The organism is Bacillus sp. FSL K6-1366, from assembly GCF_037976695.1.
Taxonomy (GTDB): Bacteria; Bacillota; Bacilli; order Bacillales; family Bacillaceae; genus Bacillus; species Bacillus subtilis.
This window is the reverse complement of record NZ_CP150268.1, coordinates 2,448,171-2,471,044: the sequence shown is the minus strand read 5'-3', so window position 1 is coordinate 2,471,044 and position 22,874 is coordinate 2,448,171. Positions and strand designations below refer to the sequence as shown.

The following is a 22,874-nucleotide window of genomic DNA, read 5'->3' as shown; positions in this document are numbered from 1 at the left end:
GAATCATATGCTGGCTGTGATAAAGCCGGGAAAGAGACGCACGCCTCTTTCCAGCACCATTACGGCTTCACAAAAACGGTTTTGATCGCTGTGAAAAAGTCCTTCGCTGCCTCACCCTGTTCTCGGGAGTGGGAGCTCGACTGCTTCATGCCGCCAAAAGGCGCCTGCAGCTCAACACCTGCGCTTTCTGCATTGATCCGAACCAGTCCGGCATCGATTTCATCAATGAAAGAAAGCATTCGGCCGATGTTTTCCGTGAAGATGGATGCACTTAAACCGAACTTCACATCATTGGCGATGTTCAGCGCCTCCTCCATCGAGTCCACCTTGATCAAGGCGATCACCGGACCGAAAATTTCCTCCTGGGAAATTGTCATCTCAGATGTCACATTGTCAAAGATGGCAGGCTGAACATAATAGCCGTTTTGATACTTTCCGTTCTCCAGCTTTTCTCCTCCTATTAAAAGGGAAGCGCCCTCCTGTTTGCCTTTCTCAATGTATGACAGGCAGTTATCAAGCTGATTCTTGCTGGCTATCGGTCCCATCCAGACATCCTCTTTTAAGCTGTCTCCGATTGTAATATCTTTTGTGCGCTGGAGCAGTTTTTCTTTAAAGCGCCCGTAAATTCCGCTTTGTACGATGACACGGCTTGTCGCGGTGCATTTCTGGCCGGTTGAACGGAAGGCCCCCGTTATGACAGCTTCGGCCGCAGCTTCCAGGTCAGCGTCATCAGCTACGATAACAGGGTTTTTGCCGCCCATCTCAAGCTGGTACTTGGCTCCCCTCGCTAAAGCGGCTTGCCCGATGATTTTTCCGACTTGATTTGAACCGGTAAACGTAACGGCGTTTACACCGTCATGCTCAGCAAGCCCCTGCCCGACAACAGAACCCGGGCCTGTCACCAAATTGATGACCCCTGCCGGGAGCCCCGCTTCTTCAAAGCAGGCAATGATCTTCGCGCATGTCACAGCTGTTTCTGTCGCCGGTTTGATGACAACGGTATTGCCGTATACCAATGCCGGCGCCATTTTCCAAATCGGAATCGCCACTGGGAAGTTCCACGGAGAAATCACGCCGACCACACCGAGCGGAACACGGGTGGTAAACATGAGCGCGTCTTTGTCAGTAGACGGAATGACGTCACCCGTTTTTCGCATGCCCTCTCCGGCGTAATAGCGCAGAATGGCAATCCCCCGGGCTGTTTCTCCCTTCGCTTCCGGCAATGTTTTCCCCATTTCACGCGTTGCACAGGCGGCGATTTCCTCCAAGCGCTTCTCCATGATATCCGCTGTTTTGTATAAGTATTGGCCGCGCTCGGCACCCGTCAGCTTTCTCCAAGCCGTTTTGGCTTCATTGGCGGCGGCGACGGCACGTTCCACATCTTCAGCCGTTGAATTCTGTACATATCCGACAATATCATTCACATCGGCAGGGTTTTCGACCTTGACCATATCGCCTGATTGAGACTTAACCCACTCTCCGTTAATAAAGTTGAGGTACGTGTTTTGTTCCGTGATCACAGACATGCCCATTGCCCCTTTCGTGTTTTTTCTGGTCAAACCGTCGCGGCTTTTTTCGGAAAACGGTCAGCCGCCTGCTTCAAAATTGCTTCCAATTGCTGATAATGATCTTTTTCAACCGGGCCGACAGGCGGTCTGGCTGTATTCCTTACATTCAAACCCATGATTTCCATACCGGCTTTAATCAAGGATACGGCGTAGCCTTTCCGTTGTTTGCGAATGTCGTTGATCGGCAGAATCACATGCCGATAGAGTTCCTTCACAAGCTCGTCATTTCCGTTTTTCAATGCATCATAGAACATTCGCGAAATATGCGGGATATAATTTGAAATCGCTGAAGAGTAAGAGTGGAACCCGATCGGCAGATAAGCCGGCATCGTCACTTCAGCCATCGGCATTCCGTTGAGCCATCCTAAGCGGTCGCCGATCGTATAGACGAGGTTGATATTCAAATCCATATTTCCTACCCCGTCTTTGACACCGACAAGCTGTTCACATTCGGTCAGACGTTTGATCTGTTCAACAGAGAGAACTGCGTTATCGCGCTGATAAAGAATCGCGTTCAAGTCAGTGCTTTCAATAATCGTTTTCGCATACTGGTACAGCCCCTCCTGTTCGCCATGCACCAAATACGGAGGCAGGATCAAGTAGCCATCGGCGCCTTTTTTCTCCGACAGCTGCGCCCAATCAAGCGCTGTGCTGAGGTTGCCGCCTACCCCCGTGTAGACCGGCACCTTTCCTCCGGCTGCCGAGACTGCGACTTCCACCATTTGCTCATATTCCTTCTGACTGAGAGATTGGAATTCACCAGACCCGCAAGCGATAAAAATCGCTTCCAAGCCCTCATTCAGCAAAAACTCAATGTTTTGAAAAAGAGCTTCTTCCTCCAGTTTTCCTTGTGTGTTAAAAGGAGCAACCGGAAAACCTAAAATTCCAGCGGGTGCTTTTCTGATACGGCTCATCAACATAACCTCCTGTTATTTGTGTATACAGCCTCTATCTGTAAGCGCTTTTATTAATTTTTCTTTCACATCCGCTCCTTCCCCATATATCCTTTTGTTTAATTGTAAGACAAATAAACAATAAGTCAATATCTTTATTTTCTGATATTTTATAAAAAAGCGGAAAATCACTGTCCGGCCGGAATTCTGCGCAGCAAAAAAACAGCCTGGTCAGCCGGCTGTTTGGTTTATATCCTTCTTTGTTTCATCGTCTCATGCAAAAGCTTTGCTTCTAAAAAAAACACGTGGATGAATTTTTTCATATTTATTCTAGCAGGTGCAAGGGGTTTTGCATCCTTGGATTGGAGCTCTTTCATTTTCTGGCTGACAACCGGAAAATCAAAGAATTTCGATGCATAGGTTTCAAATTTTGGATTCGAAAAATCAGTTGTGCCCAATGAAGCAAAATGGTGCAGCGAATGAATAATCGCTCTGCGGATACGCTGCTCCGAGGCTTTCATTTCGCGATTGACTTCCGTCTGTGAGGCCCCTGTCCCCAGCTTCCGTACCGCTACTTGGGTGAATATTTGTTTTAGCGAAGGGCTTTGTTTTTCGTGCGGCTCGGATTGCTCGTGTTCTGCTAAATACTGCAGGACCGCCATGAGATCATGTGCGCCGCCTTCTCCCATCATGCCCAGCTCGGACAACAGGAATGTTCCTGCCTCTTTTAAACCGCTGTCACTCTTCTGCTGGGGACGCGCTTTCCGTTCAGTCCGATTGACAAGCCGGCTTAGAGAATGCTGAATGGCTCCAATCGAGTGTTCAAGCTCGATCCGCTCCTTCACCTTTTGGAGAACCGTGACAATTTCAATGCGGTTAATCGGCTTATGGATAAAATATTCGATGCCGAGCGAGTACGCTTCCCCGACCATTTCCTTCGCCTCCACTTGAGAGATCATTACGATTTTGCCGGAGTACGTATTCTGGATCTGACGAATCGTCTCAATGCCGTCTCTTCCGGGCATTAACAGATCGATTAATAAAATATCAATCTGCTTAAATTGCAGCATATGCCCTTCCACTTGGCTTCCGTCGTCTGCTTCACCAGCAGCTTCCCCGAGATCTTCGTCCTCAATGATCTGCCTTAAAATTGACCGCACCGCACGGTCATCATCTGCAATAAAAAAACGCATAGCTTTCGGTTCACCCTTTCTGAATCAAATGCCGGACAGGCAGCCTGATGGCAAACACCACTCCCCGCTGCTGATTATCAAACGTGATATCCCCTTCTAGCTCTGTCACGATTTCCTTTACGTAGGAAAGTCCGATACCTGTAGAAGGCGTGCCAAATTCGTCATATTTTGAAGTAAAGCCCGGGTCAAACACAATGTCTCCGATTTTCTCGGAAATCCCGGGGCCATTGTCTTCCACCTGGAATTCTACCATACTCTCATTTGGCTTACGGAGCCTCAGGCTGACCATTCCCTCTTCATCCATAGCCTCTACCGCATTTGCTGTTAGATTATTAATGATCGAAAGCACGATAAATACGTGATATTCGTCATGCTCTCCCTCGATCGAGCAGTAAAAATCAATCTGCTTCCCTAGTGCTTCAGCGTACTTTTCATTCATTCGAATCACGAGCTGCAGCAAATCAGAAGCCCTCATATAATCTCTCAAACTCTCATTCGAAATCAGTTTTGAAAGCCCTGCGAATATCCGCTGGTTGTCCTTTTTCACTTCATGAATCTCTCCGGCCAGTCTCAGGATTCTGCCGCTCAGCTGAACATCCTTGCCCTTCATTTCCCGATAGAGCTGATACGAATCGTTTGTCACTTTCTCTGTCGTTTTCAATGTCTTTTTTAGGTGCACCGTTTCCTCATATAAATTGGAAACGATCATCAGCATGTGCTCGTGCTGCTGCCTTGTCTGTTTTTCTCTCGATTGTGTTTCATACAGCTTCAGCACACTATAAAAGCTCATCACAATAAATGTGTGAGAAATCGCAATCACCGCAATGTCAGTGATTTTCTCAGGCGTGACAACCGTATGAAAAATGAGAAATTGCACAGCCAGCTCGACACAATCTGACACAACTTCAATCATAAACCCAATGAAACCGAGCATAATCGGCCGTTCACGGAAACGATTGGCCTTTAATATGGAAAACAGACAGGCGTAAGTCATATAAAAGAAAAAGCCAGACGCTTGATCATACAGAATCGGAGTCAGTCCATTGTGTCCTCCGCCCCATAATTCCAGAAAGACGCGAAAGATGAAAACAGCCGCTCCAGTCAGAAAACCCGGCAGCACAGCGGGCACATGCCGCAACAATGATAAAAAGAAGAAAAAAACCGGTGCCCCAAAGCTGACCCGGAATTCTTCATTGAGGGGATAAAATTTCAGTTCACCGGCCAGCGGCACCGTAATCAGCATGAGGGCCAATATATATCCGTCTTTTTCAATAAACCGTTCCAGTTTTATGTTGATCACATCCTCGCTTTTTATTTTGGGGAATCGGGAGAAAACCTGCAAATTGCTTTTGACCCAGAACATGAGGTTTTTATAAATCTTACTGCTTATTTTCAAAATGTTTTTGTCGTATTTTGTATGATTCTGTAGTCTCCATTATACAGTAATTATACCTTCCGCTATTATGAAAGCGTTTAACGCCCCTTTAGCCTTCGTTTTGATTCACCTCAGTCCTTTAAGAAAAAAATCAGTGAGGAGGAATTCGATGAAAGAATTGATAAAAGAGCACCAGAAAGACATAAACCCTGCGTTACAGCTTCATGATTGGGTTGAATACTATCGCCCTTTTGCCGCCAATGGACAAAGCGCAAACTATATCCCCGCTTTAGGAAAAGTCAATGATTCACAGCTCGGCATCTGTGTATTGGAGCCTGATGGAACGATGATACACGCCGGCGACTGGAACGTCTCTTTTACCCTGCAAAGCATTTCAAAAGTGATTAGCTTTATTGCCGCCTGCATGAGCCGCGGCATTCCCTATGTGCTTGACCGCGTAGATGTCGAGCCGACAGGTGACGCCTTTAATTCAATTATTCGGCTCGAAATCAACAAGCCGGGAAAGCCCTTCAATCCCATGATCAACGCGGGTGCCCTCACCATCGCTTCGATCCTTCCCGGAGAATCGGCATACGAAAAGCTCGAGTTTCTTTACTCGGTGATGGAAACTTTGATAGGAAAACGGCCGAGAATTCATGAGGAAGTGTTCCGTTCTGAATGGGAAACCGCCCACCGCAACAGAGCGCTGGCCTACTATTTAAAAGAAACAAACTTTTTAGAAGCTGAAGTAGAAGAAACACTTGAGGTGTACTTGAAGCAATGCGCTATGGAGAGCACCACAGAAGACATTGCGTTGATCGGCCTGATCCTTGCTCATGACGGGTACCATCCGATTCGACGCGAGCAGGTGATTCCAAAAGATGTGGCAAAATTGGCCAAGGCATTAATGCTGACGTGCGGCATGTACAACGCTTCAGGCAAATATGCGGCGTTTGTCGGCGTGCCGGCCAAAAGCGGCGTCTCCGGTGGCATCATGGCGCTGGTGCCTCCAAGCGCCAGAAGAGAACAGCCTTTTCAATCCGGATGCGGCATCGGCATTTACGGGCCTGCCATTGATGAATACGGCAACAGCCTCACTGGCGGTATGCTGCTGAAGCATATGGCGCAGGAGTGGGAGCTCAGCATTTTTTAAACATGAAAAAAGAGGTGATTGTATGCAGCAAATCCTGGAACATATCGTCGGTATTGCAAATGATCTTTTGTGGTCAAAGCTATTAATTGTTTTGCTCCTTTCTCTGGGAATCTATTTTACGTTCAGGCTTAAGTTTTTACAGGTTCGCATGCTGAAAGAAATGGTCAGGGTATTAAGAGAAGGTGCTGCTTCCCGGTCAAAAAACACCATTTCTCCGTTTCAAGCCTTTTGCATCAGCATGGCGGCCCGTGTCGGAACGGGAAATATTACGGGCATTGCCATCGCCATTGCACTCGGCGGGCCCGGTGCAATCTTCTGGATGTGGATTATCGCTATTATCGGATCAGCATCCAGCTTTGTGGAAAGCACACTGGCTCAGATTTATAAAGTAAAAGATGTAAACGGCTTCCGCGGCGGGCCGGCGTATTACATGGAAAAAGGGCTGAACAAAAGGTGGATGGGCGCGCTGTTCGCTGTGTTAATCACCTTATCGTTCGGTATCGTCTTCAACTCGGTTCAATCCAATACAGTCAGCCTTGCCTTTGAAAACGCGTTTGGCACAAACCGCCTGACATTGGGACTCATTTTAATTGCTGTATTCGGCACGATTATTTTTGGCGGAGTCAAGCGCATTGCAAAGCTGGCTGAATCCATTGTCGTCGTATTGGCTGTCCTGTATATCGGAGTTGCGTTTTTCGTCATTTTCTCCAACATTACGCAGCTGCCAGGTGTGCTTGCGCTAATCGTGAAAAATGCGTTTGGTTTTGACCAGGCCGCCGGCGGGGCTTTGGGCGCGGCACTCATGCAAGGCGTCAGACGGGGAATCTTTTCAAACGAAGCGGGAATGGGAAGCGCACCGAATGCCGCTGCCACCGCCACAACAAGCCATCCCGTCAAACAGGGGCTGATCCAAGCTTTTGGTGTACTGACAGATACACTGGTCATTTGTACAAGCACCGCCTTTATCATCCTGTTTTCGGATGCCTATCATACTCCGGGTCTGAGCGGAATCGCCTTGACACAAGCCTCTCTCAGCTCCCATGTCGGATCATGGGCATCAGGCTTTCTCGCCATTCTGATTTTGTTATTCGGATTCTGTGCTTTAATCGGAAACTATTATTATGGCGAAACCAATATCGGCTTTTTGAACAAAAGCAAAAAACTGATTTTTGTCTACCGTATCAGCGTGCTGGCAATGATCGTGTTTGGCTGTGTTGCCAAAGTCCAGCTCGTCTGGGATCTTGCTGATTTGTTCATGGGTTTGATGGTCGTCGTGAATTTAATCGCGATTTTCTTACTATCAAAGGTCGTTTTTACAGCGCTGAAAGACTATACACGCCAGAAAAAAGCAGGCAAAGATCCGGTCTTTTATAAAGATGTGCTCAAAAACCACAATGGCATTGAGTGCTGGCCGGTTTCAGACACAAAGACTGACACGCACAACAAACAAATATCATAAAAAAAGGGTGTTCAGACATACGGGCTGAACACCTTTCTCTTGTTCGTTTATTGACAAACGTGTAAGCGTCCATTACGATTTTCATATCTTTTTCAAAAAAATCTGAAAGAAGGCATCGGTACATTCTATGAATCCTATCCAACACATTCTTGATACATACCCGCTCATCGTATTAGACGGCGCAATGGCAACCGAGCTTGAACGCAAGGGCTGTGATTTGAACGACAGTCTCTGGTCGGCAAAAATTCTGCTGGAAGAGCCGAACCTGATTAAACAAGTTCATACTGATTATTTCGCGGCAGGCGCTGACTGTGCGATTACCGCCAGCTATCAGTCTACGTTTGAGGGCTTTGCCGCACGCGGGCTGAGCGAAGTGGAAGCACGCCGGCTCATCGAGATGTCCGTCACCATCGCAGCTGAAGCACGTGATGAATTTTGGGCGGTTGAAGAGAACCGTCTGAATCGGCCAAAACCGATTATTGCGGCTTCTGTAGGCCCTTATGGCGCTTATCTTGCGGACGGCTCTGAGTATCGCGGCAACTACGGAATCTCAGAGGATGAACTGGTTGAATTTCATCGCCCCCGCATGAAAGCGCTGATCGAAGCCGGAGCTGATGTTTTGGCATGTGAAACAATTCCGTGTCTGACCGAAGCAAAAGCGATTGTGCGGCTGCTGAAGGAGTTCCCTGAAACATATGCGTGGATCAGCTTCAGTGCAAAAGACGGCCTGTACATCAGTGACGGAACACCTGCCGCTGACTGTGCGTCATGGCTTGATGAGCACCGCCAAATTGCAGCGCTCGGCATTAACTGCACGCCGCTCCAGCATATCCCTTCCTTGATAGAGGAGTTAAAAAAGCACACATCAAAACCGATCATCGTCTACCCGAATTCAGGCGAGCAGTATGATCCGGAAACAAAAACGTGGAACGGCGCAGCATGCGCAGAGCCTTACGGAACAAGCGCCCGCACCTGGCATGAAAAAGGAGCGAAGCTGATTGGCGGCTGCTGCCGCACAAAACCCGAAGATATTCAAGAAATTGCGGCTTGGGCGCGCTCATTAAAAACAACTTGACTTATCGGAATTGTTTGTATATTCTATCTAAAAGCCGGTACGCCGGAGTCTCGTGTCACTCGCTGACATGAGATTTTTTATTAGGAAGGAAATAAATCGCCGATAGAAAGTTGGAAAAAGATGAACTCTGCTCACAACAAGAATGAGACAAACTTTCAGAGAAGTATGAAAAGCCGGCACCTCTTTATGCTTTCCTTAGGAGGTGTCATCGGAACCGGACTGTTTTTAAGCTCCGGCTACACCATTCAGCAGGCAGGCCCGGCGGGAACGATACTCGCCTACCTAGTCGGGGCTGGAATCGTCTATTTGGTCATGCTGTGCCTCGGTGAGCTGTCAGTGGCCATGCCTGTAACAGGCGCCTTTCACACCTATGCAGCCAAATACATAGGGCCGGGCACCGGATTCACGGTCGCTTGGCTGTACTGGCTGACATGGACCGTGGCATTGGGATCAGAATTCACAGCAGCCGGCCTGTTAATGCAGCGCTGGTTTCCCCATACATCGGTTTGGATGTGGAGTGCCGTCTTTGCGCTGTTCATTTTCTTGCTTAACGCATTTTCGGTCAAGTTTTTCGCTGAATCAGAATTTTGGTTTTCCAGCATCAAAGTATTAGCCATTGTATTATTTATTCTTTTAGGCGGCTCTGCCATGTTCGGCATCATCCCGATCAAAGGCGGAGAATCCGCTCCGATGCTGTCCAACTTCACCGCGGAAGGCGGGCTTTTTCCAAATGGATTTGTCCCGATTTTGATGACGATGCTGTCCGTCAATTTTGCCTTTTCGGGAACGGAACTAATCGGAATCGCAGCCGGTGAAAGCGTTGATCCTGACAAGACAATACCAAAAGCGATTAAAACAACGGTCTGGCGTCTTTCACTCTTCTTTGTCGGAACTATTTTTGTGCTGTCAGGGCTGATTCCAATTCAAGATGCAGGTGTCATCAAAAGCCCGTTTGTCGCTGTCTTTGACAGAGTCGGTGTACCATACGCAGCCGATATCATGAACTTTGTTATCCTGACAGCGATCCTGTCAGCGGCTAATTCCGGACTCTACGCTTCTTCCCGGATGCTTTGGTCTTTATCAAAAGAAAAAACGCTTCATCCGACATTTGCAAAGCTGACGTCAAAAGGAACCCCGTTTAACGCGCTGGTGTTCAGCATGATCGGAGGCATTCTGTCGTTGCTGTCCAGTGTATTTGCACCAGACACTGTATACGTTGTGCTCGTGTCGGTTTCCGGTTTTGCCGTCGTTGTCGTGTGGATGGGTATCGCTGCTTCTCAATTCATGTTTAGAAAACGTTATATCGAAGCGGGAAACAAGGTTACTGATTTGAAATACAGAACCCCTTTGTATCCGTTCGTGCCGATTGCCGCGTTCCTGTTATGCCTGGCTTCCGTTGTTGGCATTGCCTTTGATCCGAATCAAAGAATCGCACTCTATTGCGGTGTTCCGTTTATGGCCATTTGCTATGCAATGTATTATGTAAAGAACCGCAAAAGCCAGCCGGCTGCTGATATGACTCATTCAAAATAAAAAGAACCTGCCTTCGGGCAGGTTCTTTTTCGATTTTCACACTTCCACTGTCCAGTTAAACGGGCCTTTCACCTTGCCAAGCTGAATATCTGTTATCGTTTCATACAGCTTTTTTGATAGCTCCCCGATTTGCCCGTCTCCTACAATCACCGTTTTTCCATGAATGTTGAGTTCACCGACAGGCGTAACGACGGCTGCCGTGCCTGTGCCGAAGACCTCTGTCAATTCTCCGCGTGCAGAGGCCGCATACACCTCATCAATCGATATTCTCTCTTCACGAACCGGAATGCCCCAGCTTCGAATCAATTCAATCGCAGACGCACGTGTAACCCCGCTTAAAATGCTTCCGCTTAAAGCAGGTGTGACAGCTTCCCCGTTTATGACGAAAAAGATGTTCATGCTCCCTACTTCTTCCACATATTTCTTTTCGATGGCGTCCAGCCACAGTACCTGGTCAAAGCCCAGTTCATTCGCTTTCCGCTGTGCCTGAAGACTGGCGGCATAGTTTCCAGCCGTTTTTGCAAACCCGACTCCTCCGTTGACCGCCCTCACATACTCATCTTCGACATAGATTCTAACCGGCTTCAGCTGATCGTCGCCATAATAGGAGCCGACAGGCGAAAGCACGATCATAAATGTATAGCTCCTGGATGCCTTCACACCGAGACTCGGTTCTGTGGCAATGACAAAAGGACGAATATACAGTGACGTTCCTTTTTCCTTTGGAACCCAATCTTTCTCCAGCTCAACTAATTGCGTCAATGCCTCAAGCACCAGCTCTTCGTCTAAAGGGGGCATGCTCATGCGCTCACACGATCTGTTCAGCCGTTTGATATTTTGATCCGGACGGAACAGCAGCACCCTGCCGTCGTCTGTTCTGTATGCTTTTAATCCTTCAAAAACAGCCTGGCCGTAATGAAAAACAGATGAAGACGGATCAAGCGTAAGCGGTGCGTACGGCGCAATTCTCGGATGATGCCATCCAATCCCCTCTTCGTAGTCCATCACAAACATATAATCTGTAAAATATTGTCCAAACCCCAAGGAAGACGGGTCGGGCTTTTCCTTATAATATACAGTTTTTTCTCGTTCAATAAGCTTATTCAATCTGATCAGCACACCTTTCATATAATTGTTTAAATATTCAGTCTTTTTAAAGCTGCAAAAAACATACAGCCCTTCCTTTCATGATACGCCGCACCACACCGATAAATTTCAGAATATTCTTTAGGATCATCAGCTATTATACACCACATTCATTGTCAGATGAAGCTGAAATTAAAGAAAACAGCCAGTTTTATTCTGGCTGTTTGATTTAGAGCGCTAAACAAAGGACGACAATGTGGCAAATCAGCAAAATATACACTGCGAATACAAATTGCCAATTGATCTTCCGCGCCCATGCAAACACCACCATCAAAACAGGCAGCATCACAGTCCCCGCCAGCTTGTTAACCGTCAGATCCGGACTGTTCGCAACATCATAATGAATCGGCATCTGCGTCGGCAGAAAAGGGTAAAATACAATTGAAAGGATGAATGCAGCAATCACTGCTCCCCACAGCACTTTTCCATTCGTAAATAAAAACATAGAACCACCATTCCCTTCTTAAAACACATTGCTTTATGAATGATATGACTGTTCTACGGTGAATTTCGTTCGGTCTCCCCGTGTAATAATTTGCGCATATTCCACCACTTCTTCATTTTTATCATAGGTAAGGGATTCTGATAAAAACGCAGGCGCTCCGACATTGGTTAATAAGTGTCCGCTGATCGTTTCATCCGTTAAAATCGGTTCGATCGATTCCGTGCCCCTGCTGATTTCAATATTGTATTTTGTCCTTAACAATTCAAACAGCGAGCCGGTGCATTCCTCCTGCGCCAGCCCCGGTGCCGCCTTCCAGGGAATATATGAGGTATGATACTGCAAAGGTTCCCCCTCGGCGTATCTGACTCTGACAAGCTTGTTGACAGGTTCATTCTCTTTCATTTTCAAAAGCTCGGCGATGGAATGATCGGCAGGAATCACCACAAGCTCAAGCACTTTTGATTCAGAACGAAGTCCTCTCATTTGTTCTGCAAAGCTCGTAATCTTATGCGGAATCGGCGTTTGTATTTTTGCCGCCGATACAAATGTCCCTTTTCCTTGAATTCTTTTAATATATCCCTCAAGCTCTAGCTGCTGCAGAGCCAGTCTCACAGTTGTTCTGCTGACATCATATTGTTCGCAAAACTCACTCTCTGTCGGCAGCTGATCATTCGCCTGATATTTGCCCGATTTAATTAACTCAATGATTTTAAACTTGATAACAGAATATAAAGCTGTCATTTCATTCTCCCCATTCTGTATGCATTCCGTTCTTTTTCATTGAGACCATAATACCATTTGCCATCCCAATATGAAAGATTTGTATCCTTCTTTTATAACAAATTTTCAGAAATTAATATTGACAGTTTGATAAGGGCGGTGCTAAATTCGTAATGACAAGTATCATAAATTGGTCATAACAAATAAGGTGCTTGTCTATCTCTTTGAGGGGGTGTCACATGAAGATTCTGATCGCCGAGCACTACGAAGAACTCTGTAAGTTAAGCGCTGCCATTATTAAAGAACAAATACAAGCTAAGAAAGATGCCGTTCTCGGCCTGGCAACAGGAAGCACACCGGTCGGCTTGTATAAGCAGTTGATTTCAGACTATCAGGCAGGCGAAATTGATTTTTCAAAGGTTACTACATTTAATTTGGATGAATACGCTGGTCTCTCTCCATCTCATCCGCAAAGTTATAACCACTTTATGCATGAGCATCTATTTCAGCATATCAATATGCAGCCTGATCATATTCATATCCCGCAAGGAGACAACCCGCAGCTTGAGGCGGAATGCAAAGTATACGAGGATCTCATCCGCCAGGCGGGAGGCATTGATGTCCAAATTCTCGGCATCGGCGCCAATGGCCATATCGGTTTCAATGAACCGGGATCTGATTTTGAAGACCGGACACGTGTTGTGAAGCTCTCGGAAAGCACGATACAGGCAAATGCCAGATTCTTCGGCGGTGATCCGGTGCTGGTGCCGAGACTCGCGATTTCAATGGGCATTAAAACCATCATGGAATTCAGCAAACATATTGTGCTTTTAGCAAGCGGCGAGGAAAAAGCAGACGCTATTCAAAAGATGGCTGAAGGTCCTGTCACGACAGAAGTACCAGCCTCCATTCTTCAAAAACACAATCATGTAACCGTTATCGCCGATTATAAAGCAGCTCAAAAATTAAAGAGTGCACCATGCTCATAAAACAATAAAAGGAGACTGTCATGTTTAAAAAGGCATTTCAAATTCTGCAGCAGCTTGGCCGCGCGTTGATGACTCCGGTTGCCGTCCTGCCGGCAGCAGGTCTTTTGCTCCGTTTCGGAGACAAGGATTTACTGAACATCCCTATTATAAAGGATGCAGGCGGCGTTGTATTCGATAATCTCCCGCTGATTTTCGCCGTAGGGGTCGCGATCGGATTAGCCGGCGGAGAAGGTGTAGCCGGACTTGCCGCTGTCATCGGATACTTAATTTTAACCGTCACCCTCGACAATATGGGAAAATTACTCGGCCTTCAGCCTCCGTATGAAGGAGCCGAGCACCTGATTGATATGGGGGTTTTCGGAGGAATCATCATCGGGCTTCTCGCCGCCTATTTATATAAGCGATTTTCATCAATCGAGTTGCATCCGGTCCTTGGATTTTTCTCTGGAAAACGCTTTGTCCCGATTATTACTTCCGTCAGTTCATTGGTGATCGGCGTCATTTTCTCATTCGTTTGGCCGCTGATCCAAAACGGAATTAACGCAGCCAGCAGTTTAATTGCCGATTCAACAGTCGGCCTGTTCTTTTATGCAACGATCTATCGTTTGCTGATTCCTTTTGGCCTGCATCATATTTTTTATACGCCTTTCTATTTTATGATGGGAGAATACACAGACCCATCAACAGGCAACACCGTAACCGGAGACCTGACAAGGTTTTTCGCGGGAGACCCGACAGCCGGGCGCTTTATGATGGGGGATTTCCCTTACATGATTTTCTGTCTGCCGGCAGTTGCACTTGCCATTATCCATACCGCGCGTCCGGAAAAGAAAAAAATGATCTCCGGCGTGATGATTTCTGCGGCGCTCACATCTATGCTGACCGGAATTACAGAGCCGGTTGAGTTTTCTTTCTTGTTCGTTGCGCCCGTGCTCTATTTGATTAACTCTATTCTTGCTGGCGTCATCTTTGTCGTTTGTGATTTATTCCATGTCCGCCACGGCTATACGTTCTCAGGCGGCGGAATTGACTACGTCTTGAACTACGGACTGTCTACAAACGGCTGGGTTGTCATTCCTGTCGGGATCGTGTTTGCTTTCATTTATTATTATTTGTTCCGATTTGCGATTCTGAAATGGAATTTGAAAACGCCCGGCCGTGAGACAGATGAAGACGGTCAGAATGAGGAGAAAGCTCCAGTTGCAAAAGACCAGCTTGCCTTTCACGTGCTGCAGGCCTTGGGCGGACAGCAAAATATCGCTAACCTGGATGCGTGTATCACAAGGCTTCGTGTGACCGTTCATCAGCCAAGCCAAGTCAGCAAGGATGAATTAAAACGGCTTGGTGCAGTAGGTGTGCTGGAGGTCAACAACAACTTCCAGGCAATATTCGGAACCAAGTCCGATGCCTTAAAAGACGACATCAAAACAATCATGGCCGGAGGCGTCCCTGCCACCGCCGCCGCGCTGGACACGGTAACTGACAAACAGCAGAAGCCCGATTCCGGTGAGACCTTTATCTATCCGATTAAAGGAGAAACAGTCTCTTTAGAGGATGTGCCTGATCAAGTCTTTTCAGAAAAAATGATGGGCGAGGGATTTGCGATTATACCATCAGAAGGAAAAGTCGTTGCACCTGCGGACGGCGAGATCGTCTCGATTTTTCCGACAAAACACGCCATCGGCTTTATGAGCGCCGGCGGCACTGAAATCCTGATTCATGTCGGCATCGATACCGTCAAACTGAATGGGGAAGGCTTTGAAGCACATGTCACAAGCGGACAAGCCGTCAAACAAGGCGAACTGCTTCTCACCTTTGATCTCAATTACATCAAGCAGCATGCCGCTTCAGCCATAACACCGGTTATTTTCACAAATACCTCTGAAGAAGATCTAAAGCACATTCAAATGAAGTAAAAAAGTCCCCCCTGCTGCGGGGGACTTTTTCGCCAACATAATGAAAGCGCTGTCAAAATAAAATAACTTGAAAAAAGGTGTTTGCATTTGAATCACGAATGATATGAATATGCCTACATTCTATCGTTCTAAAGGGGGATTCATTTGAAAAAATTAATCGCGTTTCAAATTTTAATCGCTTTGGCTGTCGGCGCAGTGATCGGCCACTTTTTTCCTGATTTCGGGATGGCACTGAGGCCTGTCGGAGATGGATTTATCCGCCTGATTAAAATGATTGTTGTGCCGATTGTGTTTTCTACCATTGTCATTGGAGCCGCAGGAAGCGGAAGCATGAAAAAAATGGGCAGCCTTGGTATCAAGACGATCATTTGGTTCGAAGTGATTACAACGTTGGTATTAGGGCTTGGACTTTTATTAGCGAATGTCTTAAAACCAGGTGTCGGGCTTGACCTCTCCCATTTGGCAAAAAAAGATATCCATGAACTTTCCGGCTACACAGACAAAGTTGTTGATTTCAAGCAAATGATCCTGGATATTATCCCTACAAACATTATTGATGTCATGGCCAGAAATGATTTGCTTGCCGTTATTTTCTTCGCCATTTTATTTGGTGTCGCCGCAGCTGGTATCGGCAAAGCTTCTGAACCAGTAATGAAGTTCTTTGAATCTACCGCTCAGATTATGTTCAAGCTCACACAAATCGTCATGGTCACTGCTCCTATCGGCGTGTTAGCCCTGATGGCAGCTTCTGTAGGCCAATACGGCATTGAACTCCTCCTCCCTATGTTTAAGCTGGTTGGCACCGTATTCCTTGGCCTGTTCCTGATCCTCTTTGTCCTCTTTCCGCTTGTCGGTCTCATCTTTCAGATTAAGTATTTCGAAGTATTGAAAATGATATGGGATCTGTTTTTAATTGCATTTTCCACCACCAGCACTGAAACCATTCTCCCTCAGCTGATGGATAGAATGGAGAAATACGGCTGTCCCAAACGAGTGGTATCATTTGTCGTTCCCTCCGGCTTGTCATTGAACTGTGACGGCTCCAGCTTATATTTATCAGTTTCTTGTATCTTTCTCGCACAGGCCTTTCAAGTAGACATGACATTGTCCCAGCAGCTGCTCATGATGCTTGTGCTTGTGATGACCAGTAAAGGCATTGCAGCTGTACCCTCAGGATCGCTTGTAGTTCTTCTGGCGACTGCTAATGCTGTAGGACTGCCGGCTGAAGGCGTTGCCATTATCGCGGGTGTTGACCGCGTCATGGACATGGCGAGAACGGGCGTGAACGTACCGGGACATGCGATCGCCTGTATCGTGGTATCAAAATGGGAAAAGGCCTTCCGCCAAAAAGAATGGGTTTCCGCAAACAGCCAAACTGAAAGCATATAGAAAAAAAGAACACCTCAATACGAGGTGTTCTTTTTTTATTCAGCAGCAGCGTGATCTTCTGTTTCAATCGCTGCCAGTCTTGCGTTTACTTCTTCTTCTGTCATATTATGCTCTTTCACATACAGGTTTCTTGGGTTCGTGCGGCATTCGTGGCTGCAGCTGCGCATATATTTATACTCATTTTCCGGTGTGCATATCATTTTTTTATTGCAAGATGGATTTGCGCAGTTCACATAACGCTCACACGGTTCTCCTGTAAAGTAGTCCTTACCGACAATCACATGCTCAACACGGTTGACAGGCACGCTGATTCTTTCATCAAATACGTAGCACTGGCCGTCCCAAAGCTTGCCTTGCACCTCTGGATCTTTTCCGTATGTCACGATTCCGCCGTCAAGCTGTGCTACATCTTCAAAGCCTTGCTTCACCAGCCATCCTGAGAACTTTTCACAGCGCACGCCGCCTGTACAGTACGTTAAAATCTTTTTGCCTTCAAGCATATCTTTGTGCTCTTCAATCCATTCAGGTAATTCACGGAAGGCTTCGATGTCAGGACGGACCGCACCTCTGAAATGGCCAAGGTCATACTCGTAATCGTTACGCGCGTCGATTACAATTGTGTTTGGATCCTGCATCTTCTCATAAAATTCTGCAGGCTTCAAATGCTGGCCTGTTGTTTCGTTCGGATCGACATCATCTTCAAGACGAAGCGTTACAAGCTCTTTTTTATGGCGGACGAAGATTTTTTTGAAGGCATGGCCTTCTGCTTCATCAATTTTAAATACCATGTCCGCAAAACGAGGATCAGCTTTCATTGTTTCCATATATTTTTCAGTCTGATCAACCGTACCTGATACCGTACCGTTAATTCCTTCAGAAGAAACAAGGATACGGCCTAACAAACCAAGCTCCTTACAAAAAGCCAGATGCTGCTCTCTAAACGCCTCTGGATCTTCAATCGGAACATATTTATAGTAAAGTAATACTCTGTATTGTTTTTCCATGTTTTAAACACCCTGTTCAATTATAGTTAGTTGCTATGCACACTCTTACTATATCATACAGGAAAATGCCGCAAAGATGAACAGATCCGCCCAGACTGATAAAAATAACCAAGCTCTTACAAACCTAAGCAGCACAAGGGTTTCTCATGGCAAACAAGTATTTTCCATTCATTTACTAATCAATATAGTTATCTGAAAACTATCAAACAAAAGGTGAACTCTACCTGTTATAGCACAGGAAGACGCCGCTCACTTGATAATGACAGATGGCGTGATATGCTCCAGCCAAATGACACCGTCATATTGTTCCTTAAGGATCATCCGCTCTTCCATGTACCCCCAATAGAGCGCAGTCCGCGGGGTATACATCCACGAAGTGCCTTTCTTGTTTTTTGTATGGAGAAAATCAACAAAAACAACTGGATGATCCGCAGCTTTCAGCAAAGCTTCAAGACTACCAGACGGCGGCGGGCTTGTAACCGGCATAACCGTCTTATTATCAGAACTATCCAGACTTGCACCTGAGTAAGCATAAATGCCAATCGTATATGTTTGTTTTTTCAGCCGCTCCGGCAAATAATCACCCATGTTAGGGCCGTTTAGCTGTACCCAGTCCTTTATCATCTTCGTATTCTGTTTGCGTAGATGGTAATTGTGGCCCCAGACAATGATTTTCTTTTTCGGATAAAGGGTGTCAGCTACCCACTGAAATTGTTCAGCCATCATGCGGTCTCTCATAAAGAATGAAAAATCCTCAATATTCTCCGGATACTCCTCTAGTTTTTCTCTCATTTCTTCCAGCATATACGTTTCCATTACGTCAATTCTTAGCTGAAGAGACCGCATAAACATCTCATAAGCTTTCGGCTCTTTTGGAAGGTTTTCTTTTAGCTCTGAAGCATGTGTTTCAGCGAACTTGATCAGCTTCTGATAGTTTTTCACAAGCTTTTCCTTCTTTTGCGAAAATTCATCAAACGTATTGCTGTCTGTCACTAATGTTGAAAAATTATTTTCTGATTGGGAGAGCAACTCTGCTTTCTCAGGGTCCAGCGCTTTTACCCATTGAGTCGCAGCATCATTGAATGAATTCTTCATGCTTTGAATATCAAAACCGGTAAGGATCAGCGGATCGCCTTTCTCTTTTTGCTCTTTCATGTAATCAAACAATTCAACGACATCTTCTGTGTGCCATACAGCGTAAATGGAGTTTTTCATCGTGCTTTTAGGGGTTAATTGGTCCATATTAAGGTAGGATGCATTTGTATCAGGAAAACCGGACTCAAAGGCCAATACATCGTATCCCAGCTCTTCGTGGAGATATTTGATCATTCTGACCTTTGTGGCGTTGATTTCACCAGCGCCGTGTGTGGTTTCTCCTAACTGAACGATTCGTTTTCCCTTCAGCACCTTCTTCAGAAAGCGAAGGTCTTTGTTTGAAGCATTGGAAGCATCCAGCGGCTGTGCATGTCGTTCAATCCATGAACCCCAATATTTTTCTTCAGAAGCAGCACGGGCAGAGGCTGAAAAAGAAGAAAACGCCAGACAAACGATCAGCAGCGGCAGGGTCATTCTCACTATCATTCGTTTCAATTCTATCTCTCCTTTTCTGCTAGGTTCTCTAGTCATTACGAGATAGATATAGAAAAAGTTTCCTTTTCCTACCAACAAAAAAAGCTTCTCTGTTGAAAGAAGCTTTAGCTGGATTCTCTCATCACCTGATGAAAGTAAAACCGATACGTATTTCGTAAAAATGTCTCAACCGGAAGCTGCACATCCGCTTGGTATTTGCTGATGATGAATGGAAACCGCTCGATTCCTTTTTCGCGCAAATTGTTCGCTTGTTCATCATCTATTGCCTTCTCTTGCAAAACCGCTTCAACGATCGGCCAGCACACTTCTCGCACTTGCCGCAGGACGGCTTCATCTCCGGTGTTCTGATAATCTGTAATCCAGCTGATGATTTGTTTCTCCATGAATCTCACCTTTCTTCAAAAAAAAGAGGCGCTGCGTTTATGCAAGCTCCTCTTTTTACTCTTCATAACCTATCAGTTCTCCGACTTGAACTTCTTGGCCTTCTGCTAAATGGGCGGACGGCTGGAACGCGTCTTTTTCAAAAATCAAAATGACGGTTGAGCCAAATGAAAAGTATCCCAGCTCTTCGCCGATCTCCAATTCAGCACGGGTGCTCGTCTGCACGATAGAATTAATATTCATCGCGCCGACAGGAATCATCAGGACATTTCGGCTGCCGCTATTCAGCTCGTACACAAACCGGTAATTTTTCGACAGCACATCTTTCCCGTATTTTAAGCCTAGTTGATTTACCGGGTAGGAGCGATTTCCGAGCTCGGCCAGCTTTTGATACCTGCAGCTGATCGGAGAATGGAAACGGTGATAATGCCTCGGGCTTAGATACAGCACGACGAAATATCCGCCGTTGTATTGATGGTCTGCGCTTTTACAGCCGGTCAGCTCAGCGAATGAGTAATCTTTTTCCTTCACCGTAAAGGTTTGATTCGGGTTGATGATTCCTACCGTCTGAACCACACCGTCAACAGGGCTGACCACCGCATGCGGCTCTTTTGACACAGGGCGCCGCTCCAGATTTATTTGTCGAATGAACAATTCGGACAGCGATCCGTAATCAGCAGCCGTACCGTCCACATCATCCCAATTCAGCCGAAAATGTTTTGAGAAAAGCGGAATGACCGGTTTGCTGATTTTCGACTCGCAAAATCCTTTAATCAGATAGGATGACAAACGATGATTCGTCAGCTCTATCAATGATCGATACAGAATCTTTACAGCCGTATTAAACATGAATAATCCCTATAACCCTTCCGATTGTAATAAAAACAAAGCACCATAAAAAGGCGCCGATTGCCGCAAACGCAACATACGTTTTCAGATCCATTTTGCCGATCCCCGAAAAGTAGCACGTCACATGTCTGACGCCGGGAATAAAATAACCTAAAATAAGAGAATATGGACCGTATTTCTTCATCCATTTTTCCACTTTCATCATTCTTTTTTCTTTTAAGCCGACCCACTTGCCGTACTTGTCAATAAACGGGCGTCCGGCTTTTCTGCCAATCATGTAGCTGATCAGCATACCTAACAAAGCCCCGACAAAACTAATCAATATCGAAAGCTCATAATTCAATACATCGGTATGCGTGAAATAGCCAACAACGGTCATCATCACTTCATCTGGAATCGGCAATCCTACAATTCCTAATACCAGCATCAAAAAAATAGCGAGATAACCGTAATCCGCTATGAGCTGCTGAACTAATTCCATCTCCCAGACTCCAGGTTTTCTGCCGCATGTTTTTTAAAATGAGGGAATTTTATTTTACTCACCATCAAATATGAAAGTCCGCAAGTGCCGATTGCCAGAAGGATCGGGTTATAGGTAAAGCTTAAAATAACGAGACACATGCCCGCAAACGGAATCGGCATACCGATAAATGTCGGGAGCTTGCTTTGTTCAATGTTAAATTTAGAGAGGCGAAGCATTCCGCAAATGCTGTACGTCAATGCGCATAAGATCCCGATAAATGGCAGGGTATACAACGCGACACTGTAAGCAAGCATAGAAGGAGCCACCCCAAACGTAACCAGATCGGCAAACGAATCCAGTTCTTTCCCCATATCAGAAACGGCATTCAGCTTACGAGCAGCCATCCCGTCAAAGAAATCAAGGAACATGCCTGTAAAAATAAAAAGCACTGCTGAATGAATGTTGTGATATAGCAAGGAATGAATCGCCAGCAATCCGCAAATGAAGTTTCCTATCGTAATCATACAGGGGATGTAATTCACAGTGTAACCAAACCTCCAATTGTAAAACCATCTATATTATTTGACGATAGTGATCGAATAGCGTTACAGGAAAAATTTTTCTCCAATAAGCATGATAACATAGAATGCTCCCAAAAAAAGCAGCATTCAAATTCTATTATTATACAACATTTGTTACCTTTTGAAAAATGAATGCCAATCTTTTCATGTTCCTTACTAGTTTATCCCCCCGCATAAAAAGGACAAGACGCGTTGATTGACGTACTCTGGCTGCTCCAGAGATAACAGATGTCCGGCGTTCTTTACGATTTCAGCCTGAATTCCCGGCACCAATACCGAAGCCCGCTCAAAGGCCATTTGCTGATGGTACATGACCTCGTGCTCACCGAACATCAGCAGTACCGGGACTTGTATCGATTTCAATTCCTGGTCTGTGAACACGTACGGAAAGCCGTTTTCTGTCGGCTTCAGGCTCCTTTGCTCATCCTTCCATTCCACGCCCGCCACAATTTGTCTTTGCAGTAAAGGATGCAGATCATAACTGTCGCCTGTGATCCACTTGATATATGATTCAGCTCCTCTTGCCCCTGTAAGCTCTGCAGCGTATTTATAGACATCCGGATGAAATGAAATAAACGCTTCAGCGGGACTCATAACAACCGCCCGCTCTACTCTTTCAGGCGCGCGGAGTAAGAAATTCACGATATGGGACCCGCCAAGCGAAAGGCCGGCCAGGTGTGCCGTCTCTAGTCCAAGAGAATCAAAGACATCTTTCATCCATTCTGCAAAATCAGCTCTCGTTTCCATGGCTGCTGATGGTATACTTTTATTTTTGTCTCCTATTATATCGACCGCATATGTACGAAATTGACTGCTCCACGCTGCGATATTCGGATACCACATCGCAGAGCTGAAAAGGCCTCCGTGAAGCAAAATGAGCGAAGGTGCGTCCTTTGGCCCACTTGCAATGATATGTGTTTTTCCAAAACGAGTAGAAACATAGAATGCTTCCGACTCAATCGGCCACAAAGAAAGGCTTTGATCATATGCCTGGTAAAAGCGCAGACCACTTTCAACCGCGGCAAACTGCATTGAATCTTGTATCATCTTCTTCTTTTTCCTCCGGGTTTGATTAATATAAAATAAAGGATAACGCCCCTTTTGTCTCGTAAGAAAAAATACCTATTTCTTATTATCTCACATAATAAATTT

Annotated in this window: 21 protein-coding genes; 7 read left to right on the top strand and 14 right to left on the bottom strand. The window is 46.0% G+C overall.

The window, feature by feature from the left end:
- Positions 1-59: 59 nt before the first annotated feature.
- From gucD to glnK, 4 genes are all read right to left on the bottom strand, one after another.
- A complete protein-coding gene (gene gucD / locus MHI44_RS13035; RefSeq protein WP_339202075.1) occupies positions 60-1,526 on the bottom strand; it encodes an alpha-ketoglutaric semialdehyde dehydrogenase GucD in 1,467 nt (488 codons plus the stop codon).
- Between the two features lie 29 nt (positions 1,527-1,555).
- Entirely contained in the window at positions 1,556-2,482 is a 927-nt protein-coding gene (gene kdgD / locus MHI44_RS13030; RefSeq protein ID WP_003246372.1) for a 5-dehydro-4-deoxyglucarate dehydratase, read from the bottom strand.
- A gap of 227 nt (positions 2,483-2,709) precedes the next feature.
- The gene (gene glnL / locus MHI44_RS13025; protein WP_003234824.1) at positions 2,710-3,654 is read right to left on the bottom strand and encodes a glutamine utilization two-component system response regulator GlnL; all 945 of its coding nucleotides are present in this window, start codon (positions 3,652-3,654) and stop codon (positions 2,710-2,712) included.
- Between the two features lie 10 nt (positions 3,655-3,664).
- On the bottom strand, positions 3,665-4,897 hold the full coding sequence (glnK, locus tag MHI44_RS13020) for a two-component system sensor histidine kinase GlnK (RefSeq protein ID WP_072692859.1): 1,233 nt from the start codon (positions 4,895-4,897) through the stop codon (positions 3,665-3,667).
- Positions 4,898-5,198: 301 nt separating this feature from the next.
- Here glnK and MHI44_RS13015 point away from each other — a divergent pair, with 301 nt between their 5' ends.
- The 4 genes from MHI44_RS13015 to mmuP all read left to right on the top strand — a co-directional run bounded on the left by MHI44_RS13015 (position 5,199) and on the right by mmuP (position 10,249).
- Entirely contained in the window at positions 5,199-6,182 is a 984-nt protein-coding gene (locus tag MHI44_RS13015) for a glutaminase (protein ID WP_014475676.1), read from the top strand.
- A gap of 22 nt (positions 6,183-6,204) precedes the next feature.
- The gene (locus MHI44_RS13010) at positions 6,205-7,641 is read left to right on the top strand and encodes an alanine/glycine:cation symporter family protein (protein ID WP_339202072.1); all 1,437 of its coding nucleotides are present in this window, start codon (positions 6,205-6,207) and stop codon (positions 7,639-7,641) included.
- A 127-nt stretch (positions 7,642-7,768) separates the two neighbouring features.
- Positions 7,769-8,716: a homocysteine S-methyltransferase gene (gene mmuM / locus MHI44_RS13005; RefSeq protein ID WP_339202071.1), complete on the top strand. Its 948-nt coding sequence runs from the start codon at positions 7,769-7,771 to the stop codon at positions 8,714-8,716.
- 120 nt (positions 8,717-8,836) lie between these two features.
- Complete coding sequence (gene mmuP, locus MHI44_RS13000) at positions 8,837-10,249, top strand: S-methylmethionine permease (protein WP_339202069.1); 1,413 nt, start codon at positions 8,837-8,839, stop codon at positions 10,247-10,249.
- A gap of 36 nt (positions 10,250-10,285) precedes the next feature.
- Here mmuP and MHI44_RS12995 read toward each other — a convergent pair whose 3' ends face one another.
- The 3 genes from MHI44_RS12995 to gamR form a co-directional block, all read right to left on the bottom strand.
- On the bottom strand, positions 10,286-11,356 hold the full coding sequence (locus MHI44_RS12995; RefSeq protein ID WP_116316168.1) for a branched-chain amino acid aminotransferase: 1,071 nt from the start codon (positions 11,354-11,356) through the stop codon (positions 10,286-10,288).
- A 208-nt stretch (positions 11,357-11,564) separates the two neighbouring features.
- Positions 11,565-11,840, bottom strand: coding sequence for a DUF1648 domain-containing protein (locus MHI44_RS12990; protein ID WP_003234840.1), 276 nt, complete (start codon positions 11,838-11,840; stop codon positions 11,565-11,567).
- Between the two features lie 33 nt (positions 11,841-11,873).
- On the bottom strand, positions 11,874-12,581 hold the full coding sequence (gene gamR, locus MHI44_RS12985; RefSeq protein ID WP_003234841.1) for a transcriptional regulator GamR: 708 nt from the start codon (positions 12,579-12,581) through the stop codon (positions 11,874-11,876).
- 218 nt (positions 12,582-12,799) lie between these two features.
- Here gamR and nagB point away from each other — a divergent pair, with 218 nt between their 5' ends.
- The 3 genes from nagB (at position 12,800) to gltP (ending at position 16,854) form a co-directional block, all read left to right on the top strand.
- Positions 12,800-13,549, top strand: a complete 750-nt coding sequence (nagB, locus tag MHI44_RS12980; protein ID WP_116316169.1) for a glucosamine-6-phosphate deaminase — start codon at positions 12,800-12,802, stop codon at positions 13,547-13,549.
- Between the two features lie 20 nt (positions 13,550-13,569).
- A complete protein-coding gene (gene ptsG / locus MHI44_RS12975; RefSeq protein WP_116316170.1) occupies positions 13,570-15,465 on the top strand; it encodes a glucose-specific PTS transporter subunit IIBC in 1,896 nt (631 codons plus the stop codon).
- 144 nt (positions 15,466-15,609) lie between these two features.
- Entirely contained in the window at positions 15,610-16,854 is a 1,245-nt protein-coding gene (gene gltP / locus MHI44_RS12970; protein ID WP_003234847.1) for a glutamate-aspartate/proton symporter GltP, read from the top strand.
- A gap of 35 nt (positions 16,855-16,889) precedes the next feature.
- Here the strand turns inward: gltP and MHI44_RS12965 are convergent, their stop codons facing one another.
- The 7 genes from MHI44_RS12965 to cesB all read right to left on the bottom strand — a co-directional run bounded on the left by MHI44_RS12965 (position 16,890) and on the right by cesB (position 22,769).
- Positions 16,890-17,858: a rhodanese-related sulfurtransferase gene (locus MHI44_RS12965; protein WP_003234849.1), complete on the bottom strand. Its 969-nt coding sequence runs from the start codon at positions 17,856-17,858 to the stop codon at positions 16,890-16,892.
- A 249-nt stretch (positions 17,859-18,107) separates the two neighbouring features.
- On the bottom strand, positions 18,108-19,448 hold the full coding sequence (locus tag MHI44_RS12960) for an erythromycin esterase family protein (RefSeq protein ID WP_339202067.1): 1,341 nt from the start codon (positions 19,446-19,448) through the stop codon (positions 18,108-18,110).
- A 104-nt stretch (positions 19,449-19,552) separates the two neighbouring features.
- Positions 19,553-19,831, bottom strand: coding sequence for a hypothetical protein (locus tag MHI44_RS12955; RefSeq protein WP_021481898.1), 279 nt, complete (start codon positions 19,829-19,831; stop codon positions 19,553-19,555).
- A gap of 55 nt (positions 19,832-19,886) precedes the next feature.
- A complete protein-coding gene (locus MHI44_RS12950) occupies positions 19,887-20,678 on the bottom strand; it encodes a phosphatidylserine decarboxylase (protein ID WP_339202065.1) in 792 nt (263 codons plus the stop codon).
- Complete coding sequence (locus tag MHI44_RS12945; protein WP_003234861.1) at positions 20,671-21,159, bottom strand: DedA family protein; 489 nt, start codon at positions 21,157-21,159, stop codon at positions 20,671-20,673. The genes MHI44_RS12950 and MHI44_RS12945 overlap by 8 nt, the downstream gene beginning before the upstream one ends.
- On the bottom strand, positions 21,150-21,683 hold the full coding sequence (gene pssA / locus MHI44_RS12940; protein ID WP_014475661.1) for a CDP-diacylglycerol--serine O-phosphatidyltransferase: 534 nt from the start codon (positions 21,681-21,683) through the stop codon (positions 21,150-21,152). Before pssA ends, MHI44_RS12945 begins: the two co-directional genes overlap by 10 nt.
- Positions 21,684-21,878: 195 nt before the next feature.
- Positions 21,879-22,769, bottom strand: a complete 891-nt coding sequence (gene cesB, locus MHI44_RS12935) for an enantioselective carboxylesterase CesB (protein WP_101501818.1) — start codon at positions 22,767-22,769, stop codon at positions 21,879-21,881.
- Positions 22,770-22,874 lie beyond the last annotated feature (105 nt).